At 69.3% G+C, this 22,682-nt stretch carries 22 protein-coding genes; 13 read left to right on the forward strand and 9 right to left on the reverse strand.

Translation table 11 applies throughout. The annotated features are described in order from the left end of the window. Positions 1–89: 89 nt before the first annotated feature. The 7 genes from J2X34_RS20225 to J2X34_RS20255 all read right to left on the reverse strand — a co-directional run bounded on the left by J2X34_RS20225 (position 90) and on the right by J2X34_RS20255 (position 6,700). Positions 90–506 carry an ectoine synthase gene (locus J2X34_RS20225; RefSeq protein WP_114719046.1) on the reverse strand — a complete coding sequence of 139 codons (417 nt, stop codon included), beginning with the start codon at positions 504–506 and terminating at the stop codon, positions 90–92. A gap of 40 nt (positions 507–546) precedes the next feature. Beyond that, complete coding sequence (ectB, locus tag J2X34_RS20230; RefSeq protein WP_114719047.1) at positions 547–1,806, reverse strand: diaminobutyrate--2-oxoglutarate transaminase; 1,260 nt, start codon at positions 1,804–1,806, stop codon at positions 547–549. Between the two features lie 17 nt (positions 1,807–1,823). Further along, positions 1,824–2,351 (reverse strand): diaminobutyrate acetyltransferase, encoded by a 528-nt coding sequence (ectA, locus tag J2X34_RS20235; RefSeq protein ID WP_114719048.1) that lies wholly within the window; start codon positions 2,349–2,351, stop codon positions 1,824–1,826. 118 nt (positions 2,352–2,469) lie between these two features. Next, a complete protein-coding gene (locus tag J2X34_RS20240) occupies positions 2,470–4,569 on the reverse strand; it encodes a RecQ family ATP-dependent DNA helicase (protein ID WP_429519417.1) in 2,100 nt (699 codons plus the stop codon). Between the two features lie 48 nt (positions 4,570–4,617). Next, entirely contained in the window at positions 4,618–5,100 is a 483-nt protein-coding gene (locus J2X34_RS20245; RefSeq protein WP_429519419.1) for a GNAT family N-acetyltransferase, read from the reverse strand. A gap of 47 nt (positions 5,101–5,147) precedes the next feature. Continuing rightward, positions 5,148–6,020, reverse strand: coding sequence for a ribokinase (locus tag J2X34_RS20250; RefSeq protein WP_429519421.1), 873 nt, complete (start codon positions 6,018–6,020; stop codon positions 5,148–5,150). An 89-nt stretch (positions 6,021–6,109) separates the two neighbouring features. Continuing rightward, entirely contained in the window at positions 6,110–6,700 is a 591-nt protein-coding gene (locus tag J2X34_RS20255) for a TetR/AcrR family transcriptional regulator (protein WP_174911395.1), read from the reverse strand. 150 nt (positions 6,701–6,850) lie between these two features. Here J2X34_RS20255 and J2X34_RS20260 point away from each other — a divergent pair, with 150 nt between their 5' ends. Then, positions 6,851–8,041: a Cmx/CmrA family chloramphenicol efflux MFS transporter gene (locus J2X34_RS20260; protein ID WP_429519423.1), complete on the forward strand. Its 1,191-nt coding sequence runs from the start codon at positions 6,851–6,853 to the stop codon at positions 8,039–8,041. Positions 8,042–8,128: 87 nt separating this feature from the next. Here J2X34_RS20260 and J2X34_RS20265 read toward each other — a convergent pair whose 3' ends face one another. After that, the gene (locus tag J2X34_RS20265; RefSeq protein ID WP_114719053.1) at positions 8,129–9,520 is read right to left on the reverse strand and encodes an amino acid permease; all 1,392 of its coding nucleotides are present in this window, start codon (positions 9,518–9,520) and stop codon (positions 8,129–8,131) included. 65 nt (positions 9,521–9,585) lie between these two features. Here J2X34_RS20265 and J2X34_RS20270 point away from each other — a divergent pair, with 65 nt between their 5' ends. The 11 genes from J2X34_RS20270 (at position 9,586) to holA (ending at position 21,127) form a co-directional block, all read left to right on the forward strand. Beyond that, on the forward strand, positions 9,586–10,869 hold the full coding sequence (locus J2X34_RS20270; protein WP_114719054.1) for a glutamate-5-semialdehyde dehydrogenase: 1,284 nt from the start codon (positions 9,586–9,588) through the stop codon (positions 10,867–10,869). Positions 10,870–10,888: 19 nt separating this feature from the next. Further along, a complete protein-coding gene (locus J2X34_RS20275; RefSeq protein WP_114719055.1) occupies positions 10,889–11,770 on the forward strand; it encodes an AAA family ATPase in 882 nt (293 codons plus the stop codon). A gap of 13 nt (positions 11,771–11,783) precedes the next feature. Further along, on the forward strand, positions 11,784–13,229 hold the full coding sequence (locus tag J2X34_RS20280; protein WP_429519426.1) for a vWA domain-containing protein: 1,446 nt from the start codon (positions 11,784–11,786) through the stop codon (positions 13,227–13,229). 81 nt (positions 13,230–13,310) lie between these two features. Then, positions 13,311–14,018: a nicotinate-nucleotide adenylyltransferase gene (nadD, locus tag J2X34_RS20285; protein WP_254623011.1), complete on the forward strand. Its 708-nt coding sequence runs from the start codon at positions 13,311–13,313 to the stop codon at positions 14,016–14,018. Next, positions 14,019–14,438 carry a ribosome silencing factor gene (gene rsfS / locus J2X34_RS20290; RefSeq protein WP_114719058.1) on the forward strand — a complete coding sequence of 140 codons (420 nt, stop codon included), beginning with the start codon at positions 14,019–14,021 and terminating at the stop codon, positions 14,436–14,438. It abuts the gene before it with no gap. Then, on the forward strand, positions 14,435–15,100 hold the full coding sequence (locus tag J2X34_RS20295; RefSeq protein ID WP_114719059.1) for a histidine phosphatase family protein: 666 nt from the start codon (positions 14,435–14,437) through the stop codon (positions 15,098–15,100). The genes rsfS and J2X34_RS20295 overlap by 4 nt, the downstream gene beginning before the upstream one ends. 13 nt (positions 15,101–15,113) lie before the next feature. Next, positions 15,114–15,890, forward strand: a complete 777-nt coding sequence (gene octT / locus J2X34_RS20300) for a diglucosylglycerate octanoyltransferase (RefSeq protein ID WP_114719060.1) — start codon at positions 15,114–15,116, stop codon at positions 15,888–15,890. Between the two features lie 4 nt (positions 15,891–15,894). Continuing rightward, entirely contained in the window at positions 15,895–16,773 is an 879-nt protein-coding gene (locus J2X34_RS20305) for a DegV family protein (RefSeq protein WP_114719061.1), read from the forward strand. 69 nt (positions 16,774–16,842) lie between these two features. After that, a complete protein-coding gene (locus J2X34_RS20310; protein WP_114719062.1) occupies positions 16,843–17,766 on the forward strand; it encodes a ComEA family DNA-binding protein in 924 nt (307 codons plus the stop codon). Beyond that, positions 17,763–20,153, forward strand: a complete 2,391-nt coding sequence (locus J2X34_RS20315; RefSeq protein ID WP_429519429.1) for a ComEC/Rec2 family competence protein — start codon at positions 17,763–17,765, stop codon at positions 20,151–20,153. The genes J2X34_RS20310 and J2X34_RS20315 overlap by 4 nt, the downstream gene beginning before the upstream one ends. After that, positions 20,150–21,127: a DNA polymerase III subunit delta gene (holA, locus tag J2X34_RS20320; protein WP_114719064.1), complete on the forward strand. Its 978-nt coding sequence runs from the start codon at positions 20,150–20,152 to the stop codon at positions 21,125–21,127. Before J2X34_RS20315 ends, holA begins: the two co-directional genes overlap by 4 nt. Before the next feature lie 171 nt (positions 21,128–21,298). On the opposite strand, the gene rpsT is transcribed toward holA, so the two are convergent. Then, complete coding sequence (gene rpsT, locus J2X34_RS20325; protein ID WP_114719065.1) at positions 21,299–21,559, reverse strand: 30S ribosomal protein S20; 261 nt, start codon at positions 21,557–21,559, stop codon at positions 21,299–21,301. A 252-nt stretch (positions 21,560–21,811) separates the two neighbouring features. Here rpsT and J2X34_RS20330 point away from each other — a divergent pair, with 252 nt between their 5' ends. After that, positions 21,812–22,645, forward strand: a complete 834-nt coding sequence (locus J2X34_RS20330) for an aquaporin (protein WP_114719066.1) — start codon at positions 21,812–21,814, stop codon at positions 22,643–22,645. Positions 22,646–22,682 lie beyond the last annotated feature (37 nt).

Below are 22,682 nucleotides of genomic sequence, written 5' to 3' on the forward strand. Positions count from 1 at the left end.
GCGGCCGGCGGGCCGGAACTGACGACGGTGGTGGCCGGGTCGACGAATCGACCCGGCCACCACGTGTCTTCGCGCGCTGTCGGCGGAACCTACGACGCCGCGGCCTCGGTCTCGTCGAGGGAGACGAGCGGGTAGACGCCGTTCTCGTCGTGCACCTCGCGACCGGTCACCGGGGGGTTGAACACGCACAGCATGCGCATCTGGGTGACGGGCTCCACGCGGTGCCGTTCGTGGCCGTTCAACAGGTACATCGACCCGGGCCGCAACTGGTACACCTCGCCGCTGTCGAGGTCGGTGAGGATGCCGTCGCCCTCGACCAGCCAGACCGCCTCGATGTGGTTGGCGTAGTGGAATTCGTTGACCGATCCGGCGCGAATCGTGGTCTCGTGGAACGAGAATCCCACGCCGTCGCCGGCGAGGACGATGCGCTTGCTGCGCCAGTTGCCGTCGTCGCTCGTGATGTCGCGGTCGGTGTCGGTGATGTCGTCGGTCGTGCGAACGATCATGAGAGTTCCTCTCGTCGCTGAAGTGTGGGCGTGGGCGCGGTCAGGCGAAGACCTTGGCGGTGGCCTCGGCCAGGATGCTCAGCCCGTGATCGAGTTCGGCGTCGGTGATGGTGAGCGGCGGCAGCAGCTTGACCACCTCGTCCGACGGGCCGGACGTCTCGGCCAGCAGTCCCTCGTCGAATGCGATGCCGCACACCTTCACGGCCATCCCGGGATCGTCGAACACGAGACCCTGGACCATGCCGCGGCCGCGCGTGCTCACGCCGTCGAAGGTGACAGCCAGGTTCGAGAAGATCTGGTTGATCCGCGCGCCCTTGGCGAGCGTGGCCCGATGCAGTGCGTCGTCCGACCAGTAGTGGTCCAGGGCGGCCGTCGCGGTCACGAACGCGGGGTTGTTGCCGCGGAACGTGCCGTTGTGCTCGCCCGGCGCCCACAGGTCCAGCTCCGGCTTGAAGAGGGTCAGCGCCATCGGCAGGCCGTAACCGCCGATCGACTTCGACAGCGTGACGATGTCCGGGGTGATGCCCGCGACCTCGAACGAGAAGAACGGGCCGGTGCGCCCGCACCCCATCTGCACGTCGTCGACGATCAGCAGGATGTCGCGGCGGGTGCACAGCTCGGAGAGGGCGCGCAGCCATTCCGGCCGGGCAACGTTGACGCCGCCCTCGCCCTGCACGGTCTCGACGATCACCGCGGCCGGGCGGTTGAGTCCACTACCCGAGTCGTCCAGGACGCGCTCGAACCAGTGGAAGTCCTCCATGACTCCACCGAAGTAGTTGTCGAACGGCATCGGCGTCGCGTGCACCAACGGCACACCTGCGCCGGCACGTTTCATGGAGTTGCCGGTGACCGACAGTGCACCCAACGTCATACCGTGAAAAGCGTTGGTGAAGTTGATGACCGACTCGCGGCCGGTGGCCTTGCGGGCCAGTTTCAGCGCGGCCTCCACCGAGTTCGTTCCGGTGGGACCGGGGAACTGGACCTTGTAGTCGAGCCCGCGGGGCTCGAGGATGTTGCGCTGGAAGCTCTTCAGGAAGTCGCGTTTGGCCACGGTCGACATGTCCAGGCCGTGGGTGATGCCGTCGCTCGCGATGTAGTCGATCAGGGCCTGTTTCATGACGGGGTTGTTGTGCCCGTAGTTGAGGGCGCCCGCCCCGGCGAAGAAGTCCAGGTAGTCGCGGCCGGTCTCGTCGCGGATCCAGGCTCCGGACGCTGACTCGAAGACGGTCGGCCAGTTCCGGCTGTAGCTCCGCACCTCGGACTCGAGGGATTCGAAAATGCTGGTCTCGACAGTGGTCATGAGTGAGTGTTCCTTCCTCAGGAAGCGTGCTGCGGCGAGATCGTGTAGAGGTCCTCGGCTGCATGCGCGTCGGGAAAGTCGTTCGGGGAAAACAGCTTCCGGTCGGTGATCGTCGAACCTCTGCGATGGGCGACGGACGTGAACAGCGCGATCGACGCGACATTGTCCGGGCTGATCGTGGTCTCCAGATTCCAGACGCCTTGCAGCGCAACGCGGTCGAGGAGATCGTTCAGCATGCGTCCGGCCAGTCCCCGGCCTCGCTGGGCGGCATCGACGGCCACCTGCCACACGAACAGGGTGTCCGGGGCCTCGGGGCGAATGTATCCGGTGACGAATCCGGTCACCCGGCCGTCGACGGTGGAGACGATCGACGTGTCTTGAAAGTCTCTACACCACAACAGGTATGAGTAGCTCGAGTTGACGTCGAGCGTCTGTGAATCCTTGGCGATCTCCCAGAGCCGGACTCCGTCTGAGATCTGTGGCTTACGGAACTCCACCGCGTCCGGCACGGTGGTCGGGGTAACTCGCGTTTGTATTGGCGTCATTGATGAATCGAACGTAACAACCCTGCGTCACGATTTCACGGATCCCCGGAAATCGGGCAGATGAGACCCCGCAGTCGTGCAGGTGGGGCACTCAATGTGAGCCTGGTCACGTTCGGTATCACTTGGGGGTGGCGAGCGCGAAAGGAAGGACGGAGGGAGCTCCTGCCCGGCGGAGGATCCGCGCCGCCATTGTCAGCGTCCAACCCGTGTCGGTGACGGCGTCGAGCAGCAGCACCGGGCGGTCGATTCCGGTGAGATCGGGCACCTCCCACGCGCCGTCGAGACCCGCGACACGGTAGGCCGAGTTGGCCGCCGAGACGGGCGGATGGTCCGGCCGCTCGTGCAGCACTCCCAGGTCGGTGAGGCGACCCACCTCGGCGAGCCGGGCGGTCAGGGACCGCATGAGCACCGGGTGGGTGGTGGACTCGAGGCACATGACGGCGGCGGGCCGCTCCGCCCAATCCCAGGCCGCCAGGACCTTGATGCACGCATCGACGACGGCGTCGGGCACGGGCACGTCGGGGCCGTCGAGCAGCGTCCGCAGGCGCTGTCCCCAGCCGAGGTCGGACAGTCGGCCCAGGACGCGGCCGGTGTCGGGGCCGTCGGTGATCTTGCCGGACAGGCTGATTCCGAGCTTCGCCATGCCGGTGGGCCACTGCTTGCGGGGGAGCAGGTCGATGCCGGGCCGTTCGAGCCGCTGTCTGGTGTCGGCGACCGCCGCCTCGCTGACCGTGGCGCTGTACTTGGGGCCCGCGCAGTTGTCGCAGCGGCCGCAGCGCCCGTCCCCGTCGCCCAGCCCGGGGTCGTCGAGCTGGCGGCGCAGGAACGTCATGCGGCACTCGTCGGTGCGCTCGTACTCGAGCATGGCTTCCTGCTCGGCCTGGCGTGCCACCTCGAGGCGGCCGTAGCGTTCCGCGTCGTACGTCCAGGGCTGCCCCGTGGCGACCCAGCCGCCACGGACCCGACGCACCGCGCCGTCGACGTCGAGGACCTTGAGGACCAGTTCGAGTCGCGTCCGGTTGAGTTCGACGAGCGGTTCGAGGGCCTGCGTGGACTGCGGACGTTCGGTGTCGAGGACGTCGATCACCTTCCGGACGATGTGTTCGCGGGGGAACGACACCGACGCGAAGTAGCTCCAGATCTGCTGGTCCTCGCTGCCGGGCAGCAGCACCACCTCGGCGCTGTCGGTCGATCGGCCGGCGCGGCCCACCTGCTGGTAGTACGAGATCGGGGACGAGGGTGCGCCAAGGTGCACCACGAAACCCAGATCCGGCTTGTCGAAGCCCATCCCCAGCGCCGACGTGGCGACCAGCGCCTTGACGTCGTTGTTCAGCAGGTCGGTCTCGAGTGCCTCCCGCTCGGCGGCGTCGGTCTGCCCGGTGTACGCGGCGACGCGGTGGCCGCGGTCGGCCAGCAGGCTCGCCAGGTCCCGCGCCGCGGACACGGTCAGGGTGTAGATGATCCCGGATCCGGGCAGTTCGTCGAGGTGCTCGGCGAGCCACGCGGCGCGCTGGGTGGCGTTCGCGATCCGGACCACCGACATGTGCAGCGACTCGCGCTCGAGGCCGCCGCGCAACACGAGGGTCTCGGCGCCGCCGACACCCAGCTGCGCCGAGACGTCCGCGACGACGCGGTCGTTGGCGGTCGCGGTCGTCGCGAGGACGGGAATCCCCTCGCCCAGTTCCTCCACGAGGGTGCGGATCCGGCGGTAGTCGGGCCGGAAGTCGTGACCCCAGTCCGAGACGCAGTGCGCCTCGTCGACCACGACCAGACCGGCGTCGGCGGCGAGCGACGGCAGCACCTGGTCCCGGAAGTCGGGATTGTTGAGACGCTCGGGGCTGACCAGCAGCACGTCCAGTTCCCGGGCCGCGACGCGCTGGTGGATCTCGTCCCACTCCGTCATATTGCCGGAGTTGATCGTCGCCGCGCGCACGCCGGCGCGTTCGGCCGAGGCCACCTGGTTGCGCATCAGGGCGAGCAGCGGCGAGACGATGACGGTCGGCCCGTGCCCGTGCGCCCGCAGGAGCTTCGCAGCGATGAAGTACACCGCCGACTTGCCCCAGCCGGTGCGCTGCACCACCAGCGCGCGCCGTCGTCCGACGACCAGCGCCTCGATCGCGGTCCACTGGTCCTCGCGGAGCGTGGCCTGCGGGCCGGCCAGCTCCCGGAGCAACCGTTCGGCATCGTCACGGAGATCTGCAGTGGTCGCGGTCGTCATGGGTCCATCGTGCCCGAGGGGGCCGACAGGTCGGCGACGACGGTCGGATCAGCGGCGGGAACCCCCGTCGCTGGGGTGTGTCGCGCGTGCCATGTGCAGGATCGGGAACGGGCGCCCGTCGGCATCGGTGGCCGAGCGACCCGTCGTGACGAAGCCGTGGTGCCGGTAGAAGTCGACCGCGCGGGGATTCTGTTCGTTCACATCCAGGTGCAGATCGGGATGCTCGGCTACCGCTCGGCGCAGGAGTGCGGATCCGAGGCCGCGACCGAGGCGTGCGCCGTCGACGAAGAGCATCTCGAGGGAGCTTCCGGCCAGCCCCGAGAATCCGGCCGGTAGCCCGTCGATCGTCGCGACCGTCACCTCGACGGCGGGGAGGTAGTCGCCGAGCATCCGCGACTCGTAGTAGTCGACGTCGTCCGGTGTCAGGAAGTCGTGGGTGGCCTCGACGGCGCTGCGCCAGATGCGCACGAGGGCGGGCCACTCCCGAGGCCCGAGGCACGGGCGCAGCGCGGGTGCGATCGGTGTGTTCACAGGGGGATCGTACGGACGGAAGCCGAGCGTGCCAAGTGAATTCGGTATCAGGTGTTCTCGGACAGGAGCGCCTCGATCTCCGCGCGCGTCGGCGACGCGGCGCTCGCGCCCGGGCGGGTGGTGGCCAGCGCGCCCGCCGCGCAGGCGAAGGTCAGGGCGTCGCGCGGGCCGCGGTCCCACGCGAACGCGAGTGCGCCGGTGAAGGCGTCGCCGGCTCCCGTGGTGTCGACGGCATCGACGTCGGGGGAGCCGACCTGCACCCGGTCGCCCTGCGGGCCGCGGTAGCGCGCGCCGTCTGCGCCGAGGGTCGTCACGACGTGCGCCACCCGCGCGAGGGTGTCCCCGCCGAGCTGCTGCTCCTCGGTCTCGTTGACGACGAGGACATCGACCGAAGCGATCAATTCGTCCGGAAGGGGCCGTGCCGGAGAGGGATTGAGCATCACGACGGTGTCGTGCGCGGAGCCGTGCCGGGCCGCCGCGGTCACCGTCTCGACCGGAATCTCCAACTGGCACAACAGGACGTCGGCGTCGGCGACCGGCCTCAGCTCCTCGTCGGTGAGGTCGAGGACGCGCGAGTTGGCGCCGGGGAGCACGACGATCGAGTTCTGCCCGTCGTCGTCGACAGTGATCACGGCGACCCCGCTGGGTCCCGACACCTCCCGCAGTCGCTCGGCGTCGACCTCGGCGTCGACGAGAGCCTGGCGGAGGTCGAGCGCGAAGGTGTCGTCGCCCACCGCGCCGACGAAGGCGACGTCCGCGCCCGCCCTGGCGGCCGCGATCGCCTGGTTGGCACCCTTGCCGCCCGGGGTGGTCGCGAAGGTTGTGCCCAGGATCGTCTCGCCCGGCGCGGGCATCCGAGGTGTCCGGGCCACCAGGTCCATGTTGATGCTGCCGACTACGACCACTCTGTTCGCGGACATCCCCCGACCCTAGGCGCGCCGAGGTCGGCGCGCCGGGTCTGGCCGCGGGTCGGCGTTCGTCCGACGATCGGGGTTGCGGTGGCGGCCACTCAGGGCCAGGCGCGCAGCGCAAGCTCGGCGACGCCCTCGAGTTGGACCCGGCCGGCCCCCTGGCGGGCGGCGTGGGCCAAGCCGTTCAGCACCGTCAATGTGTAGCGGCTCAGTGTGACGGCGTCCGTGTCGGCCGGCAGAACGTGCGCGTGGATATCGGTCCGGATCTTTGCGGCGAACGCCGTGACGTTGCTCGTGCGGAGTTCGGTCAGCAACGCTGCGACCTCGGCGTTGGATGTGCCCGCGTCGCCATCGACGACGAGGCAGCCGGCCGGAAGGTCTGGGCGGGTGTAGCGCAGCGGGCCGTCGCGGAAGACCCGGGCTGCTGCCGCCTTCGCGGTCGGCTCCTCGGCCAGCGCGCGGTCGATGAAGCCGCCGTAGCGCTCGACGTACACCTGAAGCGCCTCGGCGAAGAGTTGCTGCTTGTCGCCGAACGCGTTGTACAGGCTCGGGGCCCCGATACCGAGTTCCTCGGTGAGATCGCGCACCGAGGTGGCCTCGTAGCCCTGGCGCCAGAACAGCCGGATCGCCTTGTCCAACGCCGCATCTCGATCGAACGAGCGCGGGCGTCCGCGAAGCGTTGTCACCATGGGTCGCATTTTAGAGCAAACGCTACACAAGGTGCTAGGGTCTGCTTTCTGTAACGGTCACTAAAGAAATGGAGTCGGGTACATGGATCGGCGGGCTACGGCTGAGGAACAGTGGATAGGCGTCGGCGGCGGGGTGATGCTCTGATGCCGATGACAGTTTTCGTCCTCGGTTTCGCGATCTTCGCCCAGGGCACCAGCGAACTGATGCTGGCCGGGCTGGTTCCCGATATTGCTGTCGACCTGGGCGTTTCGGTCCCGCAGGCGGGCCTGTTGATCTCGGGTTTCGGGCTCGGGATGGTCATCGGAGCCCCAGTCCTCACGATCGCGACCTTGCGGTGGCCCCGTCGGCGCGCTCTGCTGCTGTTCATCGGGGTTTTCGTCTTCGCACACGTGGTGGGGGCCACGAGCTCGAGCTTCGAGGCGCTGTTCGCAAGCCGGTTCATCGGTGCGTTCGTGTACGCGGGGTTCTGGGCCGTCGCCGCGAGCACCGCGATGGAACTGGTTCCCGGTCACCGGCGCGGCCGCGCGATGAGCATCGTCGCCGGTGGACTCACCGTGGCGACGGTGATCGGGCTGCCCGCCGGTACCTGGATCGGGCAGAATTTCGGTTGGCGTGCCGCATTCTGGGCGGTGGTCGTCCTGTCGGTGCCGGCGATGGCCGGTGTCGCGGCGCGCGTGCCCGCCCTGACGCCGAGTGAGTCGCCGCGGGTTCGTGATGAGCTTCGAGCGATGGCGCGGCCCCGTCTGTGGCTGTCCTATGCAATGACCGCGGCTTCGACGGCGGCGCTGCTCGTCACGTTCTCCTACCTGGGTGTCTTGCTGATCGACACCACCGGGCTTGCGCCGGCGTGGGTTCCCGCGGTGCTGTCGGTCTATGGCGTCGGGGCGCTGCTGGGCATCGCGGTCGGGGGTCGGGCTTTCGACAGGTGGCCCGTTCGGGTCCTCGGGGTCGGGTTCGCCGGATTGCTCGTCTGCTCGGCCTTGATCGCGCTGACCGCCGAATCGGTTCTTCCGATGGTGATCCTGGTGTTCCTCCTCGGAGCGACAGGGTTCGGTGCCAACCCCGCGCTCAACGCGCGGGTCTTCGGAATCGCTCCGGCGGCACCGGCGCTCGTCGCGGCAGGCAGTACCGCCTCGTTCAACGTCGGCATCAGCGTCGGCCCCTGGCTCGGTGGACTCGCACTCACTGCCGGATTCGGGTACCCCAGTGTCGGCTGGATCGGCGCAGCCCTCGCCCTGGTCGCGCTCGTCCTCCTAGAGGCCGAGACGCTCGCCCTCGGACGAGAACGACGAGCGCCGACGTCCGGGACGAAGGCCTTGCCGATCGTGGTCGTGAGGTAGGCGTAGGCGCAGAACTAGTCGATGGCATTTCCGAGCACCGTGGCCCCGACGGCACGCTCGACGGCGGCGTCGTCGGTGACCGTGCCCTCAGTAGCGAGAGGAAGCGCGCCCGAGGAGGGCGTAGTAGCCGCCGACGACCAACGCGCCGAACACGGCGCCGACGGCGAGCGCGATCCGGCCGGTCTCGGTGAAGAAGAGCAGCACGACGACGAACGCCAGGAATGTGAGTGCGATCCAGTTCGTGTAGGGCGCGCCGGGCAGTCGGTAGTCGGACGCCGGCAGCGCGCCGCTGTTGACGAATCGGCGGTAGCGGAGGTGGCACATGAGGATCACGCCCCACACGAAGATGATCCCGATCGTCGACACCGACGTGATGTAGACGAAGGCGCGATCGGGAGACAGGACGTTCACGATGACGCCGATGACCATTGCGCCGGCCGACATGGTGAGACCCGCGTACGGAACCTGCCGGCTGCTGAGCCGGCTCAACGCCGCAGGCGCCTGGCGGCGCAGCGAGAGGCTCCGCAGCATCCGCCCCGTCGAGTAGATGCCGGAGTTGCACGACGACAGTGCCGCGGTGAGGAGCACGAAGTTCATGATGCCGGCGGCTGCCGGGATGCCGATCTGCTCGAACACCTCCACGAACGGGCTCTTGCCGGCCTCGAAGTCCCGCCAGCTCGCGACCGACAGGATGACGATGAGAGAACCGACATAGAACAGCCCGATGCGGAACGGCAGGGTGTTGATCGCCTTGCGCAACGTCTGTTTGGGATTCTCGGCCTCGCCCGCCGTCACACCGACCAGTTCCACGCCGACGTACGCGAACATCACCACTTGCAGGCTCATCAGTGCGCTGCCGAATCCGTTCGGGAACACACCGCCGTCGGCCCACAGGTTCGTCACGGTCGGGTTGGTCGCGTGACCGAAGCCGATCGTGAGCACCCCGATGCCGATGAGGATCATGCCCAGGATCGCGGTGATCTTGATGGCCGAGAACCAGAACTCGGCCTCACCGAAGAGCTTCACCGAGATGAGATTGGCGCCGAACAACACGAGCAGCACCACCAGTGCAGTCAGCCACGTGGGCACACTCGGCCACCAGTACTCGACGTACTTGCCGGCGACGGTGATCTCGGCCATACAGGTCGCGGCCCACACCGCCCAGTACGCCCAGCCGGTCGCGAACCCGAAGAACCGGCCCAGGAACTCCTCGGCGTACTCGGCGAAGCTGCCCGAGATCGGCCGGTAGGTGAGGAGTTCGCCGAGCGCCCGCATGATGACGAAGATCACGAGACCGGCCGCGAGGTAGACCAGGATCAGTGACGGTCCGGCCTCCTCGATCGCACCGCCGGCGCCGTAGAACAACCCGGTGCCGATCGCGCCGCCGAGGGCGATCATCTGGATGGTGCGCGAGTTCAGTCCGCGGCTGTACCCCTCCGAGGGCGCTTCGGGGATCGTCTCGTGTCGTGACAATGACATTTCCTTACGCAGACGGCGCGTGGGCAGATAGATTATGCGCCCGGCGCGGTCGCTAATCTGTAGAGATGACTGCCGCGACGCATACTTCACCCGCAGCCGGCGAAGCCGGGGACACTCGGGAGGCGGTGCACGGCGCCGCTCGCCGCGCGCGTGTCGCGTCCCGTGTGCTGGCGCTGCTGACCACCGCGCAGAAGGACGCCGCCCTGCATGCGGCCGCGGATGCCGTTCTCGCCGCGACCGACGCCGTCCTGGCCGCCAATGCCGAGGACATCGAGGCCGCGCGTGCGGCCGGTACCGAGGAATCGCTGCTCGACCGGCTGCGGCTGACCGCCGATCGGGTCGAGGGCATCGCGTCCGGCCTGCGTCAGGTCGCGGGCCTGCAGGATCCGGTCGGCGAGATCGTCCGCGGTTCCACGCTGCCCAACGGGCTCGAGATCCGCCAGGTCCGCGTCCCGCTCGGTGTGGTCGGCATGGTCTACGAGGCCCGCCCCAACGTCACGGTCGATGCGTTCGGCCTCGCGCTCAAGTCCGGCAACGCGGCGCTGCTGCGCGGATCGTCGTCGGCGGCCGAGTCCAACGCCGCGCTCGTGAAGGTGCTGCGCGCCGCCCTCGCGACGGAGGGACTGCCCGAGGACGCCGTGCAGCTGCTGCCCAGCGCGGACCGCTCGAGTGTCACCCACCTGATCCAGGCCCGCGGTCTGGTCGACGTCGTCATCCCGCGCGGTGGCGCCGGGCTGATCAACGCGGTGGTGCGCGACGCCACCGTGCCCACCATCGAGACCGGTGTCGGCAACTGCCACGTCTACATCCACTCCGCGGCCGACCTGGACATGGCCGAGAAGATCGTCCTCAACGCCAAGACCCGGCGTCCCAGCGTGTGCAACACCGCGGAGACGCTGCTGGTCGACGCCGCGATCGCCGACACCGCGGTGCCGCAGCTGCTGCAGGCCCTGCAGATGCAGAGCGTCACCGTGCACGGCGACCTGCCCGGACTGGTCCCGGCCACCGAGGAGGACTGGTCCGAGGAGTACCTGACTCTCGACATCGCGCTCAAGGTCGTCGACGGCCTCGACGCGGCCGTCGAGCACATCGACCGGTACGGCACCGGCCACACCGAGGCCATCGTGACGTCCGATTTGTCCGCCGCGCGCGAGTTCACCGCCCGCGTCGACGCCGCCGCGGTTATGGTCAACGCCTCGACCGCATTCACCGACGGTGAACAGTTCGGGTTCGGCGCAGAGATCGGGATCTCCACGCAGAAGCTCCACGCCCGCGGCCCCATGGGCCTGGGCGAGCTCACCTCGACCAAGTGGACTGTCTGGGGAGACGGTCATACCCGACCGGCCTGACGGCCCGAAAGGAGCGAGTGTGGACCGGGCCCTGCCGACTGCACCGCCGCTGTTCGCGAGCGTCGACGACGTCATCGCGCGACTCGCCGAGACCGGCTACCTCTCCGACAAGGCGACCGCCACCGCGGTGTTCCTCGCTGACCGATTGGGCAAGCCGCTCCTGATCGAGGGCCCCGCCGGCGTCGGCAAGACCGAACTGGCCCGCGCCGTCGCGCAGACGTCGGGCGCGGAACTGGTGCGCCTGCAGTGCTACGAGGGCGTCGACGAGTCTCGCGCGTTGTACGAGTGGAACCACGCGAAGCAGATCCTCAGGATCCAGGCCGGCAGCGATCACAGCTGGGACGCCACCAAGCAGGACGTGTTCTCCGAGGAGTTCCTGCTGTCGCGCCCGCTGCTGACCGCGATCCGCCGCGAGGACCCGACCGTGCTGCTGATCGACGAGGTCGACAAGGCGGACGTCGAGATCGAGGGCCTGCTGCTCGAGGTCCTCAGCGACTTCGCGGTCACCATTCCCGAGCTCGGCACGATCACCGCGACGCGCAAGCCCTTCGCGGTGCTCACCTCCAACGCGACACGGGAGCTGTCGGAGGCGCTCAAGCGTCGCTGCCTGTTCCTGCACCTCGAGTTCCCCGACGCCGAGCTCGAGCGCCGGATCCTCGCGAGCCGCGTCCCGGAACTGCCGGAGGCCATCGCCGAGCAACTCGTGCGCACCGTCAACGTGCTGCGCGGCATGCAGCTCAAGAAGGTGCCGTCGGTGTCGGAGACCATCGACTGGGGTCGCACGCTGCTCGCGCTCGGTCTCGACACTCTCGACGACGACGCGGTCCGCGCCACGATGGGTGTCGTGCTCAAGCATCGGGCCGATCAGCAGCGCGCCGCCGCCGAGCTGCGCCTCAACTGAGGGGATCGAGCCGATGGCCACGTCGCCAGCACACCGCCGTGGAGGTCCGCCGGCGCCGCACGGAATTCCGGGTCATCTCGTCGACTTCGTCGAGGCGCTGCGGCGCCGCGGGATCTCGGTCGGCCCGTCCGAGACCGTCGACGCCGGCCAGGTGATGTCGGTTCTCGATCTCCTGGACCGCGAGGCGCTGCGCGAGGGGCTCGCCTGCTCGCTGCTGCGCCGCCCGACGCACCGCGCGACCTTCGACGCGCTGTTCGACCTGTGGTTCCCCGTCGGAGTCGGTGCGCGCGATGACAGTGGCATCGACCAGTCGCTGCCACGGTCGCCCGACGGCGAGGTCGACCTCGACGCGCTGCGGGAGCTGTTGGCCGAACTCCTCTCCGACGACTCGCCCGAGGCCCTCGAACAGCTCGAGGTGCTGGTCGCGCAGATGGTCGACGAACTCGGCCGGTACGAATCGTCCAACGGGCCGTCGTTCTCGGCGTACCAGGCGCTGCGCAACGTCGCCCCCGACAGGCTGATCGAGAAGATCCTCTCCGGGTTGCTCGGCAATCAGCAGGACGGCGAACGACCTGCGGGGGACTACGCCTCCGAGGTGGCCAAGCGCGCCGCGGTGCAGCGGATCACGGACTTCCGCAAGATGGTCGAGTCGGAGACCCGGCGGAGGTCCGCGGAACAGATCGGCAAGGAGAGGGTCGCGAGCTACGGCGTGCCCAAGCTCGCCGAGGAGGTCGACTTCCTGCGTGCGTCGGACGCGGAGCTGACGGCCCTGCGGCGCAGCGTCACCCCACTGGCGCGGCTGCTGGCGAGCCGGCTGGCGGTGCGTCGCAGTCGGGCGCGGGCGGGCGCGATCGACCTGCGTCGAACGCTGCGCAAGTCCATGTCCACCGGCGGCGTCCCGATCGATCTGGTGCAGCGTAAGCCGCGCCCGGCCCGGCCCGAGTTGGTGCTGCTGTGTGACGTCTCCGGCTCGGTGGCCGGGTTCTCCCATTTCACGTTGCTGTTGGTGCATGCTCTGCGTGAGCAGTTCTCGCGGGTGCGGGTGTTCGCGTTCATCGACACCACCGACGAGGTCACCCGGTTCTTCGACACGGGCTCCGACCTGGGCGTCGCGATGTCGCGGATGGTCCGGGAAGCCGACCTGATCACGTACGACGGACACTCGGACTACGGTCACGCGCTCGGGGTGTTCGCGGAGCGGTACGCGCAATCCATCACCAGCCGCAGCTCGCTGCTGGTCCTGGGTGACGGGCGCAACAACTACCGCGATCCCGGTCTTCCCGCGCTCGAACACCTGGTGTCGGTCGCCAAGCACGCGCACTGGCTCAACCCGGAACCGCGTGGTCAGTGGGGTACGGGTGACTCGGCGGCGCTGGTCTACAACGAGGTGATCGACATGCACGAGTGCCGATCCGCGCAGCAACTGGCCGCGGTGGTTGCCGGTTTGCTGCCTGTGTGAATTCGTGAGCTGCGTCAACCCGTAAGCTGGATCATCGTGCAGCAGCCGACAGCGATCACCCGACGGCGCCGCCTGGGCGTGATGGGTGGCACCTTCGATCCGATCCACCACGGGCACCTCGTGGCGGCCAGTGAGGTCGCGGATCGATTCGACCTCGACGAGGTGATCTTCGTCCCCACCGGTCAGCCGTGGCAGAAGGACGATCGCGAGGTCAGCCCCGCCGAGGACCGCTACCTGATGACGGTGATCGCCACGGCGTCGAATCCGCGGTTCTCGGTGAGCCGCGTCGACGTGGACCGAGCCAAGGTCACCTACACGGTGGACACGCTGCGGGACCTGCGAACGCAGCATCCCGACGCCGAACTGTTCTTCATCACGGGCGCCGACGCGCTCGAGAGCATCCTGTCGTGGCAGGACTGGGAGGAACTGTTCGCGCTCGCCAAGTTCGTCGGCGTCTCGCGGCCCGGCTACGAGCTGCACACCGAGCACCTCTCGTCGCACCTCGAGCGGCTGCCGCGCGACGCGGTGACCCTGATCGAGATTCCGGCCCTGGCGATCTCGTCGACGGAGTGCCGACTGCGGGCCAGCGAACACCGGCCCGTCTGGTACCTCGTGCCGGACGGCGTGGTCCAGTACATCAGCAAGCGCAACCTGTACCAGCCGAGCGGTGTGGCACGCCTGGACGGTGCGGTCACGATGTCCGAGCCGGTTCCGGCGCGACAGTCGCCCGGCGAAGCACCCGCAGACCCTTCACAATCTTCAGTACAAGCAGAACCGGGAGAACACTGAGTGAGCGCATCGAACGACGCCATGGAGATGGCACGCATCGCGGCACTGGCGGCCGACGAGAAGTTGGCCTCGGACGTGGTGGTGCTCGACGTCTCGGAGCAGTTGGTGATCACGGACTGTTTCGTCATCGCCTCCGCCCCCAACGAGCGTCAGGTCAACGCGATCGTCGAGAACGTCGAGGACAAGCTGCGCGAGGCCGGGCACAAGCCCGTGCGACGCGAGGGCACCCGTGAGGGCCGCTGGGCGCTGCTCGACTACGTCGACATCGTCGTCCACGTCCAGCACACCGACGAGCGCAACTTCTATGCGCTGGATCGGCTGTGGAAGGACTGCCCGGAGATCCCGGTCGAGGGTGTCGAGCCGCGGCAGCTGTCGATCGAGCCCGATCCGGCGGACGACGCCGGGGAGCCGGAGCAGTGACCTCGGCCGCGGCGGTGCCCGCGGTCAAACGTCTGATCCTGCTGCGGCACGGTCAGACGGAATACAACGCGTCGGACCGGATGCAGGGACAGCTCGACACCGACCTGTCCGATCTGGGCCGCGCGCAGGCGAAGACGGCGGCGCAGGCGCTCGCCGACAAGCGTCCGTTCGCGATCGTGTCGTCGGATCTGCGCCGCGCGCACGACACCGCGCTCGCGCTCGGCGACCACATCGGGTTGCCGGTGGAGACCGATGCCCGGCTCCGGGAGACCCACCTGGGGGACTGGCAGGGCCTCACCCACACCGACGTCGACGTCATCTCGCCCGGTGCGCGCGCACGGTGGCGCACCGACGCCGAATGGGCGCCGCCCGCCGGTGAGAGCCGGATCGACGTCGCGGCCCGCAGCCTGCCCGTCGTGCTCGATCAGCTCGAACGGTACGAATCCTGGGGTTCGGATCCGTTGGTGTTGGTCGCACACGGCGGCCTCATCGCCGCGCTCACGGCGCGACTGCTCGACCTGCCGGTGGATCGGTGGCCGGTGCTCGGTGGACTAGGAAACACCAGCTGGGTGCAGCTCAGCGGACACGGGGAGGGGACAGATCCGGTATGGCGATTGGATGTGTGGAACGCGTCAGCGAGCGTGGCCAGTGACGTCCTCTGACGGCCCCGCCGTCGTGACGTCCTCTGACGGCCCCGCCGTCGGTGGCAGCTCGGGGCAGCCGGTGCTGCTGGTCGTCGCCGACTCGTTGGCCTACTACGGGCCGAAGGGCGGGCTGCCGGCCGACCATCCGCGGATCTGGCCGACCCTGGTCGCGAAGGAACTGGGCTGGCGGGTGGAACTCGTCGCGCGCATCGGCTGGACCAGCCGTGACGCGTGGTGGGCGATCACACAGGACCCGCGGGTGTGGGCCGCGGTGCCGCAGGCCGGTGCCGTCGTCTTCGCGGTCGGCGGCATGGATTCGCTGCCGTCACCGCTGCCGACGGCGCTGCGTGAACAGCTGCGCTACATCCGGCCGCCGGCGTTGCGGCGCGTCGTCCGGTCCGGTTACCAATGGCTGCAGCCACGGCTGTCGAAGCTGGGACGTCCGGTGGCGTTGCCGCCCAAGCTGTCGGTGGAGTACCTGGAGAGCTGCCGCGACGCGTTGGCAGCGATCCGCCCGGACCTGCCGGTGATCGGCACCTATCCGTCCGTGCATCGCTGCGATGCCTACGGTCGTGTGCACACCGGGCGTGCCCCCGCGGTCCGTGCCCTCGAGGCATGGTCGTCGGACAAGGGTGTGCCGATGGTGGATCTCGCGGCCGCGGTGCGGGAGAACGTCTTCTCGGATCGTGCGAATCCGGACGGAATCCATTGGGGCTGGGACGCGCACGAGGAGGTGGCGGCCGCGATGATCGACGCGATCAAGAACGTCCGTCGCTCGAACACCTCCGACGAGATCGAAATAGGGTAGTGGCGTGCCTGTCGTCGTAGTCACCGACTCCTCCGCCTGTCTGTCGCCCGAACTGGTGGACCGGTACGGCATTCGGGTCGTCCCGCTGCATCTGCTCAGCGGTGGCACGGATCTGCGTGACGGCATCGACGACGTCCCGGACGATCTGTCGGGCGTGACCACCTCGGGCGCGTCTCCGGGAGAACTCGGCGACGCGTATGCGGCGGCGTTGGCCGACAGCTGCGGCGACGGGGTGGTGGCCGTCCACATCTCGCGGCAGCTGTCGGGCACGTGGGAGGCGGGCCGGCAGGCGGCGCACAAGCTGGGGGAGATGGTCCGCATCGTCGACTCGGAGTCGACGGGGATGGGTCTGGGTTACCCGGCGCTGGCCGCGGCGCGGGTCGCGCGCGCGGGAGGCAGCCTCAAGTCGGTGTATCAGAGAGCCGTCGAGGTCGCGGCGCGCGGACGGACGTCGATCGTCGTCGACCGCCTGGACCATCTGCGACGCGGTGGCCGGATCGGAACCGCTGCGGCGCTGCTCGGCACCGCGTTGGCGATGAAGCCGGTCCTGCACCTGGTCGACGGCAAGCTGGTGCTGCGCGAGAAGACACGGACCTCGACGAAGGCGCTCGCGAAACTGGTCGATGCGGCCGTGGAGCAGGCGGGCGCGGAGCGCGCGGCGATCGCGGTGCATCATTCGCAGGCGCCCGAGCGTGCCGAGGAGATCGCCGCGCAGCTGAAGGAACGGATCCCGGATGTCAGCGAACTGATCGTCACCGAGATCGGGTCCGTGCTCGGCGCGCACGTCGGACCGGGTGCGATCGGCATCGTCGTCTGTCCCGGGGGCGCCGACGCGGCGCTGCCGGAACACGATTCCGGGCCGTCATCCACAGCCGATCTCTGATCCACAGGATTTCTTTCCGGCGGGCTCTCCGGGGTTCCGCCGTCGCGGCGGGACCCTACCGTCGGCGTCATGGGTACCGATCAGGATCGTGCGCGGGTGCGGCGACGGCTCGCCTCGGCTGCCGTGCTGCCGCCGTCGGCTCGTGTCGGGTCGAGCGGCCGCGACCACGACGACGACTCCGATAACGCTGTGGGGGAGGCGCACCCACGCGCCTGGGCTCCCGAGTGGCTGGCCGAGGCAACCGAGGCGGACGATTTCTCCGCCGAACCGGGCCCCGAACGTCCGTCTCCGCGCTGGCCCGGCGCCCGGCTGAGTCCCGGTCGTCGTGGTGCCGCGGCGCTCGTCGTCGTCGCGCTGGTGGCGGCGGGAATCGCGGCGGTGACGGTGTGGCGGGACAGGCCCACCGCACAGGTGGTTCCGCCGCTGCCTGCCGTGGAGGTCCGGGACGTCGGGGCCGGAGACACCGAAGTTGCCGAGAGCGTCTCCCCACAGGCGGCGCTGCCCGCACCCCCGGAACCGGCTGCCCAGGTGGTGGTGAGTGTCGTGGGCTTGGTCAATCAGGCGGGTCTGGTGCTGCTGCCACCGGGGTCGAGGATCGCCGACGCGCTCGCCGCGGCCGGCGGCCCGCGACCCGGCGCGGATGTGTTGGGGCTCAACATGGCCGAGCGTGTCGACGATGGCGACCAGATACTGGTGGGGGTCGCCCCGGCCGAGGGCGCGCCGGTCACGGTCGGCAGCGCCCGCGTGAGCTCGGGGGCGAGCGCGGCGGCGGCCACACCCGGCGCGACCGCGAAGGCCGTCGCCAAGGTCAACCTGAACACCGCCGGGGAGGCGGAGCTGGACGCGCTGCCGGGGGTGGGCCCGGTCACCGCCGCCGCGATCGTGGCGTGGCGCCAGACCAACGGCAAGTTCACCGACATCGCGCAACTGGGGGAGGTGGACGGTATCGGTCCGGCGCGGCTGGCGAAGCTGCGCGAACTGGTGGTGCTGTGACGGAGCGGGAGCACCAGCTCGATCTCAGACTGGTTCCGGCCGCGCTCGTGAGTTGGGGTGTCATGCTCCTGGGACTGCACGCCGGGTGGCGCTGCGCGGTGGTGGTGGCGGTGGTCCTCGCGTGCGTCGGGACGGTGCTGGCCGTTCCGATTCTCGTGCGCCGTCGGACCGGCGCCGACGCGCGCGGATCGCGGTGGGCGATGATCGCGGCGGGTCTCTTGGCGGCCACGCTGATCGGATCCGGGTTTGCGGTGGCGATCGCGGTGCGCACCCACGCCGTGGAAGCCCATCCCCTCGCCGAGCGCGCCGAGGCCGGTGGTTCGGCAACCCTGTCCGTGATCGTCGACGACGATCCGAAGCCGCTGCGGAGCGCAGGGTTCGGGGGCGGGCGTCAGCTGATGATCCGGGCGTCGTTGCGCGCGGTCACCGACCGCGGAACGGAGATCCGCGCGGGCGGCGCGGTTCTGGTGTTCGCGGAGGGGCCCGAATGGGCTGCCCTGCTTCCCGGACAGCGGCTCACACTGCGGGGCCGTCTCGACACACCGCAGCGCAGTGACCTCACCGTCGCCGTGGTGCGGGCCACCGGTCCGCCGTCCGGCGTCGGCCCACCGCCCGTGATCCAGCGCTGGGCGGGGGCGATCCGTGATCGGCTGGCGACGGCGACCGCCGCGGCACTCCCGGCGGATCAGGCCGGGTTGTTGCCCGGACTCGTCGTCGGCGATGTCTCCGCGCTGCCGCAGGAGGTGAAGGACGAGTTCACCGCGGCCGGGCTCTCGCACCTGACGGCCGTGTCCGGCGCGAACATTTCGATCGTCCTCGGTGCAGTCCTGTTGGTGGTGCGGGGGATCGGGGTCGGCCCGCGCGCCGGGGCGCTGTTGGCGGGCGTGGCGCTGGCGGCCTTCGTCGTGGTCGCCCGGCCCTCCCCGAGTGTGCTGCGCGCCGCGGCGATGGGCTGTATCGCACTGTTGGCGTTGACGACCGGACGGCGAAAGCAGGCGATCCCCGCACTCGCCGGCTCGGTGATCGTGCTGCTCGCGCTGTTCCCGGCGCTCGCTGTCGATTTCGGGTTCGCGCTGTCGGCGGCCGCGACCGCCGGACTGGTGCTGGTGTCTCCGGTGTTGGTGGAACGGCTCCGGGCGCGGGGCTGGCCGCGTTGGCTCGCCGAGACGTGGGCGGTCGCGGTGGCGGCGTTCGTCGTGACCGCACCGCTCGTGGCCGCGATGTCGGGCACGGTGAGCGTGGTGTCGATCGTCGCGAACGTCCTCGTCGCGCCGGTGGTCGCACCGATCACGATCGTCGGGGCGGTGACGGCGATCCTGGCGTCCGTGTGGCTCCCGGCGGCCGCCCTCGTCGTCCGGATCGCGGGCCCGCCGCTGTGGTGGCTCCTCGAGGTGGCGGACCGGGCCGCGGCGGTGCCGGGAGGGACGGTGGTCGTCGCCGGTGGGCTGACCGGAGCGGTGATCGTGTCGGTCGGCGTCGTGCTGGCGGGGTTGGCGATGCGGTACCGATCTTCGCGCCGCATGCTGCTGGCGCTCGGCATCGGTGTCGCGACGATATGGGTACCGACGCGGCTGTACTCGCCGGGATGGCCCGCGGCCGGTTGGCGGTTCGTCGCGTGCGACGCCGGTCAGGGCGACGGTCTGGTCCTGGCGGCGGGCGACGGTCGGGCCGTCGTCGTCGATGCGGGACCCGAGCCGCGGGCAATGGACCAGTGCCTGCGCCGTCTCGGTGTGGACGAGATCGCGCTCGTGATCATCACCCACCTACACGCCGACCATTACGGCGGACTCGACGGCGTCCTCGGCGACCGGGCAGTCGGCGCGGTGGCGATCGGTCCGGCCGACCTTCCCCGGGGCGGCTTCCGCTTCGTGTCGGCCGCCGCCTCACGGGCCGGAGCCGGGCTGCTGCGGCTCGAACCGGGGCGCGAACTGACGGTGGCCGACCTGCGGATGACGGTGCTGGGTCCTCTGGTCCCGACGCCGCGTGACCCCGCGGCCGCCGACGACGCCGCCAACGACGGCTCGCTGGTGATCATGGCCGAGACTCCCGCCGGCCGCATCCTGCTGACCGGCGACGTGGAGGAGTCCGGCCAGCGGGCGTTGCTGCGCTCGGGGGTGTCGCTGCGCGCGGACGTCCTGAAGTTGCCGCACCACGGATCCCGCACCACCGCACCGGAATTCCTCGCCGCGGTCCGGCCCCGGGTCGCGGTCGTGAGCGTGGGCGCCGACAACCTGTTCGGGCATCCCAATCCCGGCATCGTCGCGAAGGTCGGCGCACTCGGCGCGGTGACGATGCGAACCGACCGCGACGGCGACGTCGCGGTGGTTCGGTCCGGGTCCGGGGCACTTGCGGTGGTGGGGCGCTCTCATGGCACCATCGTCCGGTGAGCACCTCTACGCGGCCCGAATCGCTCCACCTCGTTCTCGGTGACGAGGAGTTGTTGGTCGAGCGGGCGGTCGCCTCGGTCATCGCCGCCGTCCGCGCCGCGGCCGGTTCGGCGGCGGAGGACGTTCCGGTCTCGCGGTTGCGCGCGGGGGACACCAGTGCTCCGGAGTTGGCGGAACTGCTCAGCCCCTCCCTGTTCGCGGAGGATCGGGTGCTCGTGCTCGAGGCCGCGGCCGAGGCCGGCAAGGACGCGGTGGCCCTCGTGCAGGACGCGGCCGCGGACCTCCCCGAGGGCGTGGTGCTGGTCGTGCTCCACTCCGGCGCCGGCCGGGCGAAGGCGATGGCAGGTGTGCTCCAGAAGTCGGGTGCCACCGTGCACCAGTGCGCCAAGCTCAAGCCCGGTGAGCGGGTGGAGTTCGTCCGGGGAGAGTTCCGTGCCGCGGGCGTGCGAGTCTCGCCCGAGGTAATCGAGTTGGTCGTCGAATCCGTGGGATCGGACCTGCGTGAACTGGCCGCCGCGTGTTCGCAGCTGGTGGCCGATACCGGTGGCAAGATCGACGCCGTCGCGGTCCAGCGGTACTACTCCGGCAAGGCAGAGGTGTCGGGCTTCGATGTCGCCGACAAGGCGGTCGCCGGCGATCGGCGTGGCGCCATGGAGGCCCTACGGTGGGCCATGCATCGCGGTGTCCCGCATGTCCTCCTCGCCGATGCCCTCGCCGACGCGGTCCACACCATCGCGCGGGTCGGCTCGGCCGGCCGGGGCGACCCGTTCCGGATGGCGTCGGAGCTGGGAATGCCGCCGTGGAAGATCAAGAAAGCGCAGGGACAGGCGCGCGGATGGGACCCGGCATCGATCGGTGAGGCGCTGCAGGTGGTCGCCAAGCTCAATGCCGACGTGAAGGGCCAGGCCGCCGACGCGGACTTCGCCGTCGAGTGGGCGGTCCAGCGGGTCGTGGCGCTCCACGGCGGCCGCTGACGGGCGCCGACCGGCCGGATTCGGGCGGGGTCGGGGTCGTGTCCCGGCCGGATCCGCCTCCCGCCAGTCCGAGTTCCACACCGCCTCGTCCGCGCACGGAAAAGAGCCCCCGATCGATGATCGGGGGCTCTTTTCTACAGAGCTTGCGACGGCGGAACCGTCAGAAACTTGTCAGAGAGAGTTGGCGACCTGCGCAAGCGCCGACTTCTTGTTGGCAGCCTGGTTGGCGTGAATGACGCCCTTGCTGGCTGCCTTGTCGAGCTTGCGGCTGGTGGCGACGAGGAGCTCGTTGGCCTTGTCCTTGTCACCGGCTGCCGCGGCCTCGCGGAAGGAACGGATCGCCGTACGCAGCGAGGACTTGACCGACTGGTTGCGGAGTCGGTTGCGCTCGTTGGTGCGGATCCGCTTCACCTGGGACTTGATATTGGCCACGCGTAAAATCCTGTCGTCTTTGCTGGTTACTGTCGAAAAGCTCTGAGCGCATGGGTGCGCCGACCGACGACACTACCAGCATCGGCACGGCGATCTCAAACCGACGGTCGTCCGGTTCGCGTTTTCGTGGCGGAACCGGCGCTCCCGCATACCGATTCGGACTCGGGCCTATCCGAAATCCCGGGAAACCGACCTTCTTGTACGTAAAGTCCCGATCGACAACGCAGGCAACGCGGTTCGAGAGGTGGGTGTATGTCGACAGCCAAGGATATTGCGGACGAGGGGTCGAATTCCGGCCTGAAGAAGTACCGGGCTGAGGGCACGGCACAGGAGATTGCGGAGAAGGAGCCGATCTCCGATCTGAAGAAGTACCTGGCCGAGGGCGTAGGGACCTTCGTGCTCGTCTTCTCCGCAATCGGTACTGCAGTTTTCGCGGGGGCCAAGGTGGGTCAGCTCGGTATCGCGCTTGCGTTCGGTCTGACGCTGATGTTCCTCGTCTACTCGATCGGCCCGATCTCGGGATGCCACGTGAACCCCGCGGTGACGTTGGGCCACTTCATCCTCGGCCGCATCTCCGCAGCCAAGGCCGGCCTGTACGCGCTCGCGCAGGTGATCGGTGGTCTTTTCGCCGGGTTGGCGGTGTATGCGATCGCGCAGAGCCTGCCGACCTACGACCGAAAGACCGACGGACTCGCCGCGAACGGCTGGGGCATCCACAGTCCGTCGGCGGAGAGCGGACCGCTGGGCAAGCTCATCGAGCCCGGCTACGGCATCGGTGCGGCGATGACGATCGAGATCCTGCTGACGGCACTGCTCGTGTTCGTCGTCCTCGCCTCGACCGATCAGCTTTCGGATGTGCCCCTCGCGGGTGTTTCCATCGGCTTCACCCTCGCGGTGATCCACCTCATCTCGATCCCGATCGACAACACGTCCGTCAACCCGGCCCGCAGCTTCGCGGTTGCTCCGTTCCAGGACGGTGCAATGGGTCAGGTGTGGTTGTTCATCGTCTTCCCGCTGATCGGCGGCGCGCTCGGTGCAGTCATCTATCGCGCGCTGTTCGGTCGATTCGATCGTCTCAACGACTGACCGCAATAAGTGACGGAAGGGTTCGCCGCACGGGATG

This window comes from Rhodococcus sp. BE178 (assembly GCF_050433545.1).
Classification (GTDB): domain Bacteria; phylum Actinomycetota; class Actinomycetes; order Mycobacteriales; family Mycobacteriaceae; genus Prescottella.

Bases quoted from the DNA above. Each gene is read 5' to 3' on its own strand.
- J2X34_RS20265 (WP_114719053.1), bottom strand. From the start codon at position 9,520: ATGTCATTGTCACGACACGAGACGATCCCCGAAGCGCCCTCGGAGGGG.
- J2X34_RS20240 (WP_429519417.1), bottom strand. From the start codon at position 4,569: ATGACGACCGCGACCACTGCAGATCTCCGTGACGATGCCGAACGGTTG.
- J2X34_RS20255 (WP_174911395.1), bottom strand. From the start codon at position 6,700: ATGGTGACAACGCTTCGCGGACGCCCGCGCTCGTTCGATCGAGATGCG.
- ectB (WP_114719047.1), bottom strand. From the start codon at position 1,806: ATGACCACTGTCGAGACCAGCATTTTCGAATCCCTCGAGTCCGAGGTG.
- J2X34_RS20250 (WP_429519421.1), bottom strand. From the start codon at position 6,020: ATGTCCGCGAACAGAGTGGTCGTAGTCGGCAGCATCAACATGGACCTG.
- nadD (WP_254623011.1), top strand. From the start codon at position 13,311: ATGGGTGGCACCTTCGATCCGATCCACCACGGGCACCTCGTGGCGGCC.
- J2X34_RS20225 (WP_114719046.1), bottom strand. From the start codon at position 506: ATGATCGTTCGCACGACCGACGACATCACCGACACCGACCGCGACATC.
- J2X34_RS20260 (WP_429519423.1), top strand. From the start codon at position 6,851: ATGACAGTTTTCGTCCTCGGTTTCGCGATCTTCGCCCAGGGCACCAGC.
- J2X34_RS20330 (WP_114719066.1), top strand. From the start codon at position 21,812: ATGTCGACAGCCAAGGATATTGCGGACGAGGGGTCGAATTCCGGCCTG.
- J2X34_RS20270 (WP_114719054.1), top strand. From the start codon at position 9,586: ATGACTGCCGCGACGCATACTTCACCCGCAGCCGGCGAAGCCGGGGAC.
- J2X34_RS20310 (WP_114719062.1), top strand. From the start codon at position 16,843: ATGGGTACCGATCAGGATCGTGCGCGGGTGCGGCGACGGCTCGCCTCG.
- ectA (WP_114719048.1), bottom strand. From the start codon at position 2,351: ATGACGCCAATACAAACGCGAGTTACCCCGACCACCGTGCCGGACGCG.
- J2X34_RS20280 (WP_429519426.1), top strand. From the start codon at position 11,784: ATGGCCACGTCGCCAGCACACCGCCGTGGAGGTCCGCCGGCGCCGCAC.